Genomic DNA, 13,218 nt, shown 5'->3' with positions numbered 1-13,218 from the left:
TCGTTAATTAATTGCCGCGGTGGAGAGGTGCAATGGCTTAAACTCATCTAGCCAGCCGGTAATGGCATCGGCTGGCATGGGTTTGGAAATCCAGTAGCCCTGCAGGTAGTCGCAGCGCAGCTGGCTCAAAATCTCCGCACTGGCGCTGTTCTCTACCCCCTCCGCAACAATTTTTAGCCCCAAGTGATGGCCCATCTCGATCGTCGAACGGACGATGGTGAGGTCTTCTTGCTGAGTGTCGATCTTCAAGACAAAAGATTTATCGATTTTCAGCTCATCCACCGGTAGGCGCTTAATTTGTGCAAGTGATGAGTAACCGGTGCCGTAATCATCTATGGCGATCTTTAGGCCCATCTGGCTGAGCGCCATCAGCGTTTCTGTAGCAGCTTCTACATCCTGCATCACGGCACTTTCGGTGACTTCCAGCGCCAACTGGTCAGGCGTTAAATCGTAGCTCTCAAAAAGCTCGGTGATATGCATGGGCAGGCCAGGGTCAATGACATCGCTGGCGGAAAGGTTGATCGCCACAGAGAGGTGGTGGCCTCGGCGTTTCCAGTGATGAAGCTGTTCGCAGACGTGGGCTAACATCCAGTCTGACAGTAGCCCAATATTGCCCGAACGCTCGGCCAAGCCGATAAACTCATCCGGGGGCACAAACCCGAGGGTGGGGTGACGCCAGCGCATCAGCGCTTCAAATTGGCAAACACGGCCCGTGGTGGTATCCACCTTCGGCTGGTAGGCCATCCACAGCTCGCCATTATCGACGGCCTCCTGAAGGTCGCGGATGAGCATCAGCTGACGTAGATGCTGCTCATCCTGGCCTTCTTCATAGCGCTCGTGGCTATGGCGATGACGCCGGGCCTTGTCGAGCGCAATATCCGAGCGGCGCAGCAGCAGCTGGGCGTTGTCGCCATGTGCGGGATAGTTGACTTCCCCGGCGGAGAGCGAAGGCATAATCAGCGATTTATCCAGGCTGATGGGTTCGCTGATCAACGCCATGATCTCTTCGCGTTTGTGCCGGTTAACATCTGCCTGCTCAAGCACCAGCATCAGTTCGTCACCGTCTAGGCGGTAAGACTTTATGACCGGAGAAGGCAGGTCTTGCATGCGCTTGGCGAGCGTCACTAGCAGATGATCGCCCAATTCGTAGCCGAAGGTGTCGTTAATGCTGCGAAAATCGTTGATCGAAAAGCGCAGCAGTGTGAAAGGTTGCCCCCGCTGAGTTAACCGCTGAATATCTTCAAAAGCGCTGACTCGGTTAGGCAGGTTGGTCAAAAGATCATGGCGCGATTGGTGCAACAGCGTGGCTTCGCGCTTGGCGATATCTTCCTGCATGGAGAGCAGGGTAGTGGCCAACTGGTTAGTTTCTGTGACCGAGCTGCCGCTTGAAATGTGTTCAATACGCTCGCCTTGGCCAATGCGCTTCGCGGCCTGTGCCAGGGCAATCAGCGGTTGACTAATGCTGCGGGCGCTCCACATGGCCGCTGCCAGCGTCAGCAGTAGCATCAAAGCGACAATACTTAATAGCTGCCACTGTAAATGGCTATAGGCACCTAGTAGCTCTTCACGGGATAGCTGAATTAAGGCAAAGGATTGGTGCTGTTGGTCTGCTAGCAGTGTGGAGGCATAAGACAGGTAATTGTCATCTTCCGACATTTGGCTGCGGGCTGTGTAGGCGCCTTCCATCAGTTTATCGCTATGGCCGCTCATTAGACCCATTGCCAGTTGCGCCTGGTGCGAACTGGCGAGATAGCTGATATTGCCGCTGGCATCATAGGTAACAATGCTGATTTCCAGGCCGGTTAGTGCATTGATCTCTTCGGTTACCCCTTCGTCAATCAGAAAGCCCATACCGACCCAACCAATCAGATTAGGCGCACGTACAGGCATGAGCACAAATTCGTAGGGTTCGCCTGCGGCAATGACCACACCCACGCCGCTGCCCGTTTGCTGGGCGCGCTCAAACAGCTCGGGGAAAGGCATCCGGCTGTCTTCCGGGTGATGGCTGCTGGCCAGCACATTGCCGCTTAAATCACTGAGCATCACCATATCAGCGCTTGCACGATCCCCATGATTCGCCAGTACTGAAAAGAGAGTGGCTGTATCCTCGGTGGCGACGGCGCTTTTAAAACCAAAATCGTCAGCCAAAATCGCTACGTTATTGCGCAACTGCTCGCCTCGAATATCGAGCAGTTGTTGAAATACACGTGCTCCTACCTCTAGGCGCTGGTTACCCTTCGCTAGCGCATCGTTTTGGGTGGCACGCAAAAACGCCACACCTGTGGCGAGCTGCGAAATGATTACTACCGTCAGTAGCACTAGTGTCAAGCGCGTGCGAAAGCGCATAGTCACCTCTGAAATTAAAAGGCGCCGTTGTCAGCGCCTGTCATCAATGGTTGTGCGTCGCATCACGGAAGCGTTGCTGCAAGGGTGAGAGCTTAGGAGGTTGCGGCGGGAGGGCGTTTAGCTCTAGTGCCACGGTAATGTTATCGGTGTCGCTAATCTCGCCTTCCCACCAGACGTTTTGGCTATCATCCACACGGCTATGCCATACCCGCATACGGTGGCGACCTTCGGGAAGTTCAGGTAGTTCGAGCGTGCCTGTGCTATTGGTGAGGGCCGCGTAGGGGGCATCGCTTACTACAATAAACGCTTGCATTTGGTCGTGGATATTGCAGCCGAGCACCACGACACCTGCTTGTTCAAAATGAACAGGCGGCGGTGTTTCGCTCAGAAATAGCTCAAGATCAAATGTTTTTGCAGGCGAGAAAGAGAAAACATGATGGCGAGTAGTATCTTCATTTGGAAATGCCACATAGCTACCGGTGGGTACCGTTGTTACGTGGGGGTTAAACGTGGCATCCCGTTGGATAATATTGTTAGTTTGCACTTCAGAGGGCGTCGCTTTTTCAAAATAAACTTCAACGACAGCGTTTTCTAAAGGCGTTCCCTCCACATCCGTTACGCTAACGTTTGCCGCATGAGCGTGTAAGCTGAATAATGCGGCCAAACAGCCTAATGGCCAGGCAGATGGAGAAAAGCATGAGCCATTACGCGATAAGAGCATGGGGAGGTACCTAAATAAGAGCAATCGAAGTGGCTAATCATGTAACTATTGTGTTGAAAAGTCATGCTTTCGCACTAACGATATACTCACAGAAAGTAAAAAAGAGTAAACAATAGGGAAGACAAGCGCCTACTATGGTGTCGCTTGGTCGGTGAAGCTAGAGTAATTTCAGAAACAGTGTTCGTTAACCTGTTGGCCTTATCGATCAGGAGACATGTGATGAGTGACTCTACCGACAACACTAAAGACCTTTTAAGCAAGCGCCGTTCACGCCGCCAAGTACTGGCTAGTCTGGGTTTAGGTGCAGCTGCCCTTTACGTTGCGCCTACCTTGTTATCAATGGGGCAGGCCGAAGCCCGGGAGCATCGTCATTCGCGCCCAAGTCGCTCACGGCCTAGCTATTCGCGTCCTAGCTACTCTCGCCCTCATTATTCTCGACCTCATTACTCTCGGCCGCACTATTCGCGTCCCCGTTACTCCCGGCCTGATTATTCCAGAGCGCGCCATTCTCATCAGCATCATTCACGCCATGGCCATGGCTATCCTGAGCGTTATTACTCTCGGCCCCAGCGCTCACGTTGGGAGCGCGACGGCGTCATTGAAATTCGCCTAAGCCGTGTGCTGCCGCGCTGGTAAGGGAACGGCTATGCCGAGCCACCATCAAGATTATACGCTCGAAGGCGTTGGGCCTTGCCTTCGGTTAGTGAATGCCGACGAGTTGCTGCCCGTCCTAACAGCCGCCATGCCAGGCTGGCCCTTGACGCCTTGCGCCGCGCAAACCCAATCGCCGGAGATCTGCGTATGGCGGCACCCGCAAGGGTATTGGCAAGAGGCGCCCGCGCTTCCTGAAGGAGCGCTGCTGGACAGTGCGGTAGGAACTGCCTGTAGCGTTATCGCGGATGCGGCCGGCGCGTATTTTTATCGTCACCCGGAGTTAGTGGGTTTGCACTGCGGATCAGTGGAAATCAATGGCCAGCTAGTGATCTTTCCCGATACATACCGGGCGGGCAAAAGCACCTTAACCGCCGCCTTTGCTGCGGCCGGGCAGCGTGTGTTTGGCGATGATGTGCTGGCGCTCAACAAGCAAGGGGAAGGGATTGCGCTGGGCGTGGCACCTCGCTTGCGGCTACCGCTGCCTGACGCGATGTCTCTTGAGTTTCGTCAGTTTGTACAAACGCACCTTGGCCCCCAGGATGCCCGCTATGGTTACCTTCGTTTGGACAATACGCAGTTAGCTAGCCACGGCCAGCGCTGCCCGCTGGGGGCGATATTACTGATTGACCGCGATGAATCGCTAAACGAGCCCCAGCTTACCCGCCTTCAGCCAGGCGATGGGTTATGGCAGCTGTTACAGCAAAATTTTGCCGAGCACGAATCTGACCAGGCGCTGATCGAGCGCTTCTTGCCACTGCTTCAGGGCTTACCCTGTTTTCTGCTGCGCTACCGTGATGCCTTTGATGCAGTCCAGTGGCTCACGAAACGCTGGGGTAGTGACACCCTAGAGAGCTTGGCACCGGCCAGCCAGCCCCGTGGCGATACTCCTGACGTGATACCTGCCCTTGAGCCAACGGATGCGCGCCAGTGGCAAGCCAGTGAGGCAGCGTTTGAGTTTCCACTAGGCGACGAGCTATTTGTGATTGCCGAGGAGGGCGGCGCGATTCATCGGCTGAATACCACCAGCCGGGCCGTGTGGGCGCTGTTGAATCACGAACCGCTGGATCTGGAATCCGTGAGTGACACGCTCACAGGCTTTTTTGCAGGCGCAAAATTTGAGCAGGTTCGCCAAGACATCGCTCAGCTACTCGCGCAGTTCTATCACGCTGGATTAATTAAAGACGTTAACGCTTAGCGCCAGTGATCTCGCCATGCTTTGAGCACTCGCTCCGGGTACCACGTCTTCCCCAGGCTGCCGTTATAGCGAGCGAGAGCGCGGGTAAAGTCGCCCCGTTCGATGGCAAGGTAGTGGGCTAAAATCGTGCACCCATAGCGCAGGTTGCGGTTGGGTTCGGTAAGGTCGTCCATGGGCAGGCCAAGCTCAGCGACCCAAAAAGGCATGATCTGCATGAGACCTACCGCGCCCGCCGAGGAGACCGCATCGGCATTAAAGGCGCTCTCGACCTGGATTAACGCCAGCACCAGCTCAGGCGGTAACCCGGCCAGTCGGGCCTCTTGGTAGAGTCGAGTGAGTAAGGTGTGGCGTTGTTCAGGCGAGGCGACAAAGCGGGAAAGCGGCGCATCCATACGGCTGCGCCACTGCTGTAACTGCCACTGAACGTAGGGCGTTTGTGGGTCGGATGCTTCCAGCGTGGGGCGTAGGGCAGGCTCCGCTACGCTTGGCGCGGGGTGGGCAGCCACCATTATGCTGCCCACCAGCGCCCACTTCACGTACCGAGGCGACAAACGCCACCAAGGAGTGCTCAGTGACATACCTGCCGATTACTCGGCGCTAACAAGGCCCGCTTGTTCACGCAGGAAGTCGACAATCTTGTCGGCAGGAATCATAGTGGCTTCGCTATCGCGACGGCCTTTGTACTCCAGTTCGCCGTTGTCTAGGCCACGGTCGCCAATCACCAAACGGTGTGGGACGCCCATCAGTTCCAGGTCGGCAAACTTCACGCCAGGGCGAGTGTCACGGTCGTCCAGCAGTACGTCTAAACCAGCGGCGGTCAGCGTTTGGTAGAGGCGCTCGGACTCTTCACGCACGCGCTGTGACTTATGCGCGTTCATCGGTACTAGCGCGACCTGGAAAGGTGCGATGGCATTGGGCCAAATAATGCCAGACTCATCGTGGTTCTGTTCAATCGCCGCCGCCACCACGCGGGTCACGCCAATGCCGTAGCAGCCCATCCACGGGTGGCTGGTTTTGCCGTTGTCGCCCAGCACGCTGGCATTCATCGCTTCGGAGTACTTCTGGCCAAGCTGGAACACGTGGCCGACTTCGATGCCGCGCTTGATCGAGAGCGTGCCTTGGCCATCGGGTGACGGGTCGCCTTCTACGACGTTACGCAGGTCAGCGACCTGAGGCAGAGCCGCATCACGCTCCCAGTTGATGCCGAAGTAGTGCTTGCCATCGACGTTGGCACCCGCGCCGAAGTCGCTCATTAAGGCAACGCTGCGGTCGATGATAATCGGCATTTTTAAACCGACTGGGCCTAAAGAGCCCGGGCCTGCACCCACGGCGGCACGAATTTCCTCTTCGCTGGCCATGGTCAGCGGGGCTTTCACCTGAGGCAGGTTTTCCGCTTTGACTTCGTTGAGTTCGTGGTCGCCGCGTACCAGCAGTGCAATCAGGCCACCTTCCGCCGCGTGAACCATTAGCGTTTTGACGGTTTTCTCAATGGGCAGCTTGAACTGCTCTACCAGCGTGGCGATGGTTTTGGCATCCGGTGTATCAACCAAACGCATCTCTTCGCTGGGGGCCGCGCGCTCGACGTTGCTGCCCAGCGGCGCGGGCAGCGCTTCGGCTTTTTCGATGTTAGCAGCGTAATCAGACGCGTTGGAGAACACGATATCGTCTTCGCCGGAGTCGGCCAGCACGTGGAATTCGTGAGAGCCCGTGCCGCCAATAGAGCCGTTATCAGCAATCACCGGGCGGAAGTCGAGGCCCAGGCGCGTGAAAATACGCGAATAGGCGTCGTACATGCCTTGGTAAGTCTCTTTGAGCGAGGCTTCGTCCAGGTGGAAGGAGTAGGCATCTTTCATGATGAACTCACGCGAGCGCATCACGCCAAAGCGCGGGCGAATCTCATCACGGAATTTGGTTTGAATCTGGTAGAAGTTCACCGGCAGCTGCTTGTAGCTGGCGATCTCTTTGCGCACCAGGTCAGTGATGACTTCTTCATGAGTCGGGCCCACGCAGTAATCGCGGTCATGGCGATCTTTTAAACGCAGCAGCTCAGGGCCGTACTGTTCCCAGCGGCCAGACTCCTGCCACAGGTCGGCGGGTTGAACGGCAGGCATCAATACTTCTTGGGCTCCTGCACGGTTCATCTCTTCACGCACGATGGCTTCAACTTTGCGCAGGGTACGCAGCCCCAGTGGCAGCCAGGTGTACAGGCCCGAGGTGAGACGGCGGATCATCCCGGCGCGCAGCATTAACTGGTGGCTGATAACTTCAGCGTCGGCCGGGGTTTCTTTTAATGTCGCAATCAATAATTGGCTGGCGCGCATGGGCGTGAGCATTCCTTGGTTGGTAGCGGTGATGCTGAATCGTTGTGTCGAACGTAGCGCTTAATTGAGCGTTGAATTCGGCATTGTACGGCTAAGCGGGTAAGGCGGCAAAATCCTTACTAGGCTGCCAAGCGTGTGCTGATCTTGAAGTGTGCTAGAATCAAGCTGCTTTTGATGCGATAGCCCTTGATTTGAACATAATAAGCGCGACGATATTGGCTATCGGTACGTTAAGATTTCGAGGGAACCTCCATGCAGCAAGCAGTTCGCCGTTGGTTAACGGGGGCCGTTGTAGGTGTCTCCATTGTGGCATTAAGCGGTTGCGGTACCATGTTTTACCCTGAACGTAAGGGGCAGTTGAGCGGTGATGTTGACCCGGTGGTGGCGATTGCCAATGGCGTGGGTTTGCTGTTTTTCATCGTTCCAGGTGTGATTGCCTATGCCGTGGATTTCTCTAATGGCACTATCTACCTGCCCAGCGCGAGTAGCGCATCGGTGGATATTCACCATTTAGACGACGCTATGGATATGGCTTCATTAGAGAAGCTGCTGTCAGATAAAGCGGGCCAGCCGGTGAGCTTGGAGAACGAGCTGCTGGTGATTGAAGAGATGGGCAGCTTGGATGAAGCGCTGGCCATGGTTCGGATGTCGGGCGTGCTGGATGAAGAGCGGCTGGCCACGATGTAGAGGGTTAGCGTCTTTATCTGAACGGACGTCTTAAACGCCCCTGGCAGGTTAACCTGCCAGGGGCGTTTATGTATGGCCGCACAGCTTTTAGGATGTTGCTTTCGCTGTGGTGATTTTCAATACCGCTAAGCCAGCCACCAAGCCCCAAAAGGCTCCTCCGATCCCCAGCAGCGTAATGCCCGAACCGGTTAGCAAAAACGTCACGATGGCCGCATCGCGCTGTTCGCTTTTTTCAAATGCGCCTGCTAAGCCACCGCTTAGAGTACCCAGCAGCGCAATACCTGCCAGTGCCAAGACGAGTGCGCTGGGCAGGGCGTTAAATATGCCGGTCACCGTTGCCCCAAAAATACCCATGGTTATATAGAAAATGCCTGCGGCAACGCCTGCGGTATAGCGCCGTTTGGGGTTGGGATGAGCATCCGGCCCCATGCACACGGCGGCGCTAATAGCGGCCATATTGAGCGCGTAACCACCAAACGGTGCGAGCAGCAGCGTAGCGCCGCCTGTCCAGGCGATCAGCGGCGAGCTGTTGGGATGGTAGCCTGCCGCCCGCAGTACCGCCACGCCGGGTAGATTTTGAGTTGCCATAGTGATCACGAACAGCGGTACGCCAATACTCAGCAGCGTCATTGGGTTGAACGCGGGGGCAGTAAAAACCGGGAGCGTGGGCGTGAGTGGTATACCTTGCGTGCTGATTTGGCCTTGCAACAGGGCAACAGCCACGCCGGTGAGCAGGACGCCGGGCACTGCCAGCGTGGGCCATAAACGCCTGCCTGCCACCCAGGCGGCCAGCATTGCTAGCGGCAGCAGCCACTGACGCTCCATCACGTTAAAAAGCTCAAGTCCAAAGCGCAGCAGAATACCGGCTAGCATGGCGGAGGCAATGGCGCTGGGAATGTGGCGCATCAAGCGCTCGAACAGCCCCGTGACGCCGCATAAGGTGATCAGTAGCGCCGAGAACAGAAACGCGCCGATAGCTTCCTCGATGGGAATGCCGGGAAGGCTCGTCGCCAGAAACGCCGCTCCCGGTGTCGACCACGCCGTTAATAGCGGCATCCGGTAGCGCAGCGATAGCCCCAGCGAGGTCAGGCCCATCCCAATGCCTAGCGCCCACAGCCATGAACTGATTTGTGCGGTGCTGGCACCGGCGGCCGCTGCGGCTTGGAAGATAATTGCCGCTGAACTGGTATAGCCAATCACCACGGCGACGAAGCCCGCAATGACCGTAGACAAACTAATATCGCGCCAAAGACTGGGCGCAGCGGAGTCGTGGCAGGTGGATGGCGCTTCCATGGGTGGCCTCTCCCAAGCGGTGATGGCAAAATGTGCGTTATAGCGCACAATCGCCACGTTACCACTGTGCGTTATAGCGCACAATAGGGGCTGCAGGCTGTGTCACATATCCAAAGCGGTAGTCAGGAGAAGCCAATGGCCAGTGAGCCACACACCATTGCGGAACATATTGCGGGGACGATGCGGCAACTGCGCAAAGAGCGTGGCTGGAGCCTGGATCGTGCTGCCGGTGAAACCGGGGTGAGCAAAGCCATGCTCGGCCAGATCGAACGGGGCGAGTCCAGCCCGACGGTCTCGACGCTCTGGAAGATTGCCAGCGGCTTTCGGGTGTCGTTTTCGACGCTGTTCGATAGCGACAAGCCCGCATTAGGGGAGCTGCACCGGGATGGCTGGGAGTCGGTATGGGGCGACGACAGCGCCGGTATGCAGGCGCGGCTGCTGTTTCCTTACGACCCGCTGCTGGGCTTCGAGATGTTCATGATCGAGCTCGCCCCTGGGGCGCTCAGTGAATCGTCGGCCCACGCCAGCGGGGTGGTGGAGCACATCGTGGTGGTGGAAGGAGAGATGGAGCTGCGTATTGACGAGCGCTGGCAAACGCTTCGGGCAGGCGAGGGGCTGCGCTTTTTTGCTGATCGGCCCCACGCCATGCGTAATAACACCGCGACGCGATTACGCTTTCACGACGTGATTCACTACTTGCCCGGCGCGGCCTCTGGCACTTGAGCGCGTAGCCAGTTGAGCTCATCGGCCCAGATCTCGGGTTCGATGGTCTCTAAAATCATCGGAATGCCGTGGATGCGCTCGTCTTGCATAATGGTGCTAAAGGCATCCAGCCCGATATTGCCCTTACCCAGGCTGTGGTGGCGGTCAACGCGGCTGGCAAAGGCGCTTTTGGCATCGTTCAAATGCATGCCGCGCAAGTACTCAAAACCTACGACCTTGCCAAGCTCATCTAGGGTGGCCTGTGTCGCGTCGCGGGTGCGGAGATCGTACCCGGCAGCGAAAGCGTGGCAGGTATCGATACACACGCCCACCCGGGATTTATCCTCTACCTGATCGATAATTTCGGCCAAGTGCTCAAAACGCCAGCCGAGGTTGGTGCCTTGGCCCGCGGTGTTTTCGATCACGGCGGTCACGCCCTGGGTGTCAGCCAGCGCTTCATTGATGGAGTCGGCAATGCGCGCCAGGCACTCGGCTTCGCTGGTCTTGTTCAGGTGGCTGCCTGGATGGAAGTTGAGCAACGTCAGCCCTAGCTGCTCGCAGCGCTGCATCTCATCCAAAAACGCCGCGCGGGACTTGGCTAGCCCTTCAGCTTCTGGGTGACCCAGGTTAATCAGATAGCTGTCGTGGGGCAGAATCTGCTCAGGGCCAAAGCCGTGGGTTTTGCAGGCCTGCTTGAAGGCCGAAATGGCCTCGTCCGTTAGCGGTTTCCCTTTCCACTGACGCTGGTTTTTGGTGAACAGCGCAAACGCCGTTGCACCGATATCAACAGCACGAAGGACGGCCTGATCCGCGCCGCCCGCCGCGCTAACGTGCGCACCAAGATAGTTCATCGTTCTCCTTATCATATTGTCCCAGCGACGTTGCCCCAGTGTCATTGCTTAAGTTTAAGCAGGTTAAACAGGTTAAGCGGGCTGGCCTGCGCATTTGCGGTTGTCTAGGTAGCGTTTAAAGGCAGCAGGTTCATCGGTAATGGCGCTGGCAATGCCCCAGGCCCAGCGGCTATCAAACGCGCTGGGGTCGTTGGCGGTGTAGCAAAGAATTTGGTAGCCGTCGCGGCACATGGCGGCGGCCTGGGTCTGTTTGAGCCGCGGCCAATGAGGGTGAATACTAAACGCCTCGACCGCTTCGCACTGTTCGCGCCAGTTTTTGGGCACACTGCCAAACAGCGCGCCTAACGCCAGGGCCTCTTTAGGGGCATGTTGGCGGCAGTGGGCTAAGGCTACGGGGTCGAACGACGAGATCACTAGCCGCTCAGGGGGGAGGGCGGCTAGAACAGCAGGCAAGACCACGTCCACCAAACGGATGGGGTCACGCCCTTTGTTGACCTTGATTTCTAAGTTAACGCCCATCTCCAGCTCGTTTAGAAGGGCGAGCATAGCCTCCAGGCTGGCCATCTTTTCCCCCGCAAAGCGGTCACCAAACCAACTGCCCACATCTAACTGCTGTGCCTGTTGCCATGTCAGGTTGGCGAGCTCGCCACGGCCATCTGAGCAGCGGCGAACGTCGCCATCGTGCCACATGACCGGTGTATCATCCTTCAGCAGCTGTACATCCAATTCCACCCAGGTTGCGCCTGCTTGGTGGGCGGCGCGTACGGCTGCCAGGGTGTTTTCGGGCGCGGCAGCGGAGTAGCCGCGGTGGGCGATGAGCGTGGGGACAGAAATTGCGGGATGGGTCATAGCCACTCCGTGTAGTGGTCGCCAATTGAGCGTCATGAAGCACAATGTTGCCAAGTTTAGCATGGGTGCATGACGACGACGTGTCGGCCTAGTGAGCTAATGGCTTGATTAATGACGCCCAACGCGGTTGGATAGCGCGCAGGGTATGTCCAATAATTAACAACAGGAGTGTCATTGATGTCTAAGCGTATACAACTTGCTAACACTGGTGGGTCAGAGGTATTGGAGTGGGTCGATGTCGAACCTGCCGCTCCCGCTGCCGGTGAAGTGCGCATCGCTAACAAAGCGGTGGGGCTGAATTTTATCGATATCTACTTCCGTACGGGACTTTACCCTGCGCCCGCCATGCCAACAGGGCTAGGCACCGAAGGCGCGGGCATTGTGGATGCGGTCGGTGAGGGCGTCACGCATCTCAAAGTGGGTGACCGGGTGGCTTACGCCCAAGGCCCGCTGGGCGCATACGCCGAACTGCACACGCTGCCTGCGTCCAAAGTCGTCAAGCTCCCGGATTTTATCGATTTTGAAACCGCTGCCGCTAGCCTGCTAAAAGGCTTAACGGTGCAGTATCTGCTGCGTCAAACCTATGAGCTTAAAGGCGGTGAGACCATTCTGTTCCACGCGGCGGCCGGGGGCGTTGGCTCTATTGCCTGCCAGTGGGCTAAAGCGCTGGGCGTGAAGCTGATCGGTACGGTTAGCTCTCAGGAAAAAGCCGACCTAGCCATGGCCAACGGTGCATGGGCGACCATCAACTACACCGAAGAGAACGTGGTGGAGCGTGTGCGCGAGCTGACCAACGGCGAGATGTGTGACGTGGTGTATGACTCGGTGGGTAAAGACACCTGGGAAATGTCGCTGGACTGCTTGAAGCCCCGCTCGCTGATGGTGAGTTTCGGCAACTCTTCTGGCCCAGTGGATGGCGTGAATATCGGTATTTTGAACCAAAAAGGCGCGCTGTTTGTGACTCGCCCAAGCCTGAACGGCTACGCCGACACCCGTGAGCGCCTAGAGATGATGTGCGACGAGTTTTTCGCCATGATTGAGAGCGGCAAAATCAAAATTGACGTGGCCAACCGCTACCCGCTGCAAGACGCCGGTAAGGCTCAGGATGCGCTACAGAGCCGTAAAACTACCGGTTCTACTATTTTATTGCCGTGATAATGGTACTAGAGATGATCGGAATCATCCCGTAGCGGGGGTCTTTCGCCATGGATGGCGAAAGTAGCGTCCATGGAAGGATTCACAGCGCCCCCGCCTAGGGTTGTTCCGATCTGATGACATTACTAAGCGACTGTTTAGGCAATCTCTATATACGCTCCCAACTGACGCATTCGGCTCTCAAAGCGGGTCACGTTATCGACCAGCTGGTCGGGGCCGAATGCCACGCACTCCGCCAAAATCGCTTCGCTGAGCGTAATTGCCGCTAATATCGACGGGAAAAAGTGCGGCGTAGCGTTGGCAACGGTAAACGTTACGCTGGCCCCCGGCACCAGCGGCGAGCGCAGCGTGTCGGTAATTACAATCGCCTGCACGCCGTTGGCGCGAGTAATCTCCAGCGCCTTCACCGTCTCGGCGCAGTAGGGTTCAAAGCCAAACGCCACT

At 57.0% G+C, this 13,218-nt stretch carries 13 protein-coding genes; 5 read left to right on the top strand and 8 right to left on the bottom strand.

The window, feature by feature from the left end; all coding sequences use genetic code 11:
• Positions 1 to 3 precede the first annotated feature (3 nt).
• Both BIS10_RS07020 and BIS10_RS07015 read right to left on the bottom strand, forming a co-directional pair.
• Positions 4 to 2,346, bottom strand: coding sequence for an EAL domain-containing protein (locus tag BIS10_RS07020; RefSeq protein ID WP_253503807.1), 2,343 nt, complete (start codon positions 2,344 to 2,346; stop codon positions 4 to 6).
• A 43-nt stretch (positions 2,347 to 2,389) separates the two neighbouring features.
• The gene (locus BIS10_RS07015; protein WP_253503804.1) at positions 2,390 to 2,890 is read right to left on the bottom strand and encodes a Cupredoxin; all 501 of its coding nucleotides are present in this window, start codon (positions 2,888 to 2,890) and stop codon (positions 2,390 to 2,392) included.
• 396 nt (positions 2,891 to 3,286) lie between these two features.
• On the opposite strand from BIS10_RS07015, the gene BIS10_RS07010 reads away from it, so the two are divergent.
• Entirely contained in the window at positions 3,287 to 3,703 is a 417-nt protein-coding gene (locus BIS10_RS07010; protein ID WP_253503801.1) for a hypothetical protein, read from the top strand.
• Between the two features lie 10 nt (positions 3,704 to 3,713).
• A complete protein-coding gene (locus tag BIS10_RS07005) occupies positions 3,714 to 4,916 on the top strand; it encodes a PqqD family protein (protein ID WP_253503799.1) in 1,203 nt (400 codons plus the stop codon).
• Here the strand turns inward: BIS10_RS07005 and BIS10_RS07000 are convergent.
• Positions 4,913 to 5,494 (bottom strand): transglycosylase SLT domain-containing protein, encoded by a 582-nt coding sequence (locus tag BIS10_RS07000; protein ID WP_253503795.1) that lies wholly within the window; start codon positions 5,492 to 5,494, stop codon positions 4,913 to 4,915. The genes BIS10_RS07005 and BIS10_RS07000 overlap by 4 nt on opposite strands.
• Positions 5,495 to 5,503: 9 nt before the next feature.
• A complete protein-coding gene (locus BIS10_RS06995) occupies positions 5,504 to 7,237 on the bottom strand; it encodes a proline--tRNA ligase (protein WP_253503792.1) in 1,734 nt (577 codons plus the stop codon).
• Between the two features lie 252 nt (positions 7,238 to 7,489).
• Between BIS10_RS06995 and BIS10_RS06990 the strand changes: the two genes are divergently transcribed.
• Positions 7,490 to 7,924 (top strand): hypothetical protein, encoded by a 435-nt coding sequence (locus tag BIS10_RS06990; protein ID WP_083024116.1) that lies wholly within the window; start codon positions 7,490 to 7,492, stop codon positions 7,922 to 7,924.
• An 87-nt stretch (positions 7,925 to 8,011) separates the two neighbouring features.
• Here BIS10_RS06990 and BIS10_RS06985 read toward each other — a convergent pair whose 3' ends face one another.
• The gene (locus tag BIS10_RS06985) at positions 8,012 to 9,217 is read right to left on the bottom strand and encodes a benzoate/H(+) symporter BenE family transporter (protein ID WP_083024114.1); all 1,206 of its coding nucleotides are present in this window, start codon (positions 9,215 to 9,217) and stop codon (positions 8,012 to 8,014) included.
• 135 nt (positions 9,218 to 9,352) lie between these two features.
• On the opposite strand from BIS10_RS06985, the gene BIS10_RS06980 reads away from it, so the two are divergent.
• The gene (locus BIS10_RS06980; protein ID WP_083024112.1) at positions 9,353 to 9,940 is read left to right on the top strand and encodes a helix-turn-helix domain-containing protein; all 588 of its coding nucleotides are present in this window, start codon (positions 9,353 to 9,355) and stop codon (positions 9,938 to 9,940) included.
• On the opposite strand, the gene nfo is transcribed toward BIS10_RS06980, so the two are convergent.
• A complete protein-coding gene (nfo, locus tag BIS10_RS06975) occupies positions 9,910 to 10,770 on the bottom strand; it encodes a deoxyribonuclease IV (protein WP_083024111.1) in 861 nt (286 codons plus the stop codon). The two genes, BIS10_RS06980 and nfo, sit on opposite strands and share 31 nt — an antisense overlap.
• Positions 10,771 to 10,842: 72 nt before the next feature.
• Positions 10,843 to 11,619 carry a glycerophosphodiester phosphodiesterase family protein gene (locus BIS10_RS06970; protein WP_083024109.1) on the bottom strand — a complete coding sequence of 259 codons (777 nt, stop codon included), beginning with the start codon at positions 11,617 to 11,619 and terminating at the stop codon, positions 10,843 to 10,845.
• A 177-nt stretch (positions 11,620 to 11,796) separates the two neighbouring features.
• Here BIS10_RS06970 and BIS10_RS06965 point away from each other — a divergent pair, with 177 nt between their 5' ends.
• The gene (locus BIS10_RS06965; RefSeq protein ID WP_089674756.1) at positions 11,797 to 12,774 is read left to right on the top strand and encodes an NADPH:quinone reductase; all 978 of its coding nucleotides are present in this window, start codon (positions 11,797 to 11,799) and stop codon (positions 12,772 to 12,774) included.
• Positions 12,775 to 12,911: 137 nt separating this feature from the next.
• On the opposite strand, the gene BIS10_RS06960 is transcribed toward BIS10_RS06965, so the two are convergent.
• A partial coding sequence (locus BIS10_RS06960; RefSeq protein WP_253503789.1) for a MurR/RpiR family transcriptional regulator occupies positions 12,912 to 13,218 on the bottom strand: 307 nt, incomplete at its 5' end.

This window comes from Halomonas sp. 707B3, assembly GCF_024158645.1.
Classification (GTDB): domain Bacteria; phylum Pseudomonadota; class Gammaproteobacteria; order Pseudomonadales; family Halomonadaceae; genus Vreelandella; species Vreelandella lionensis.
This window is presented reverse-complemented; position numbering and strand designations above follow the sequence as displayed.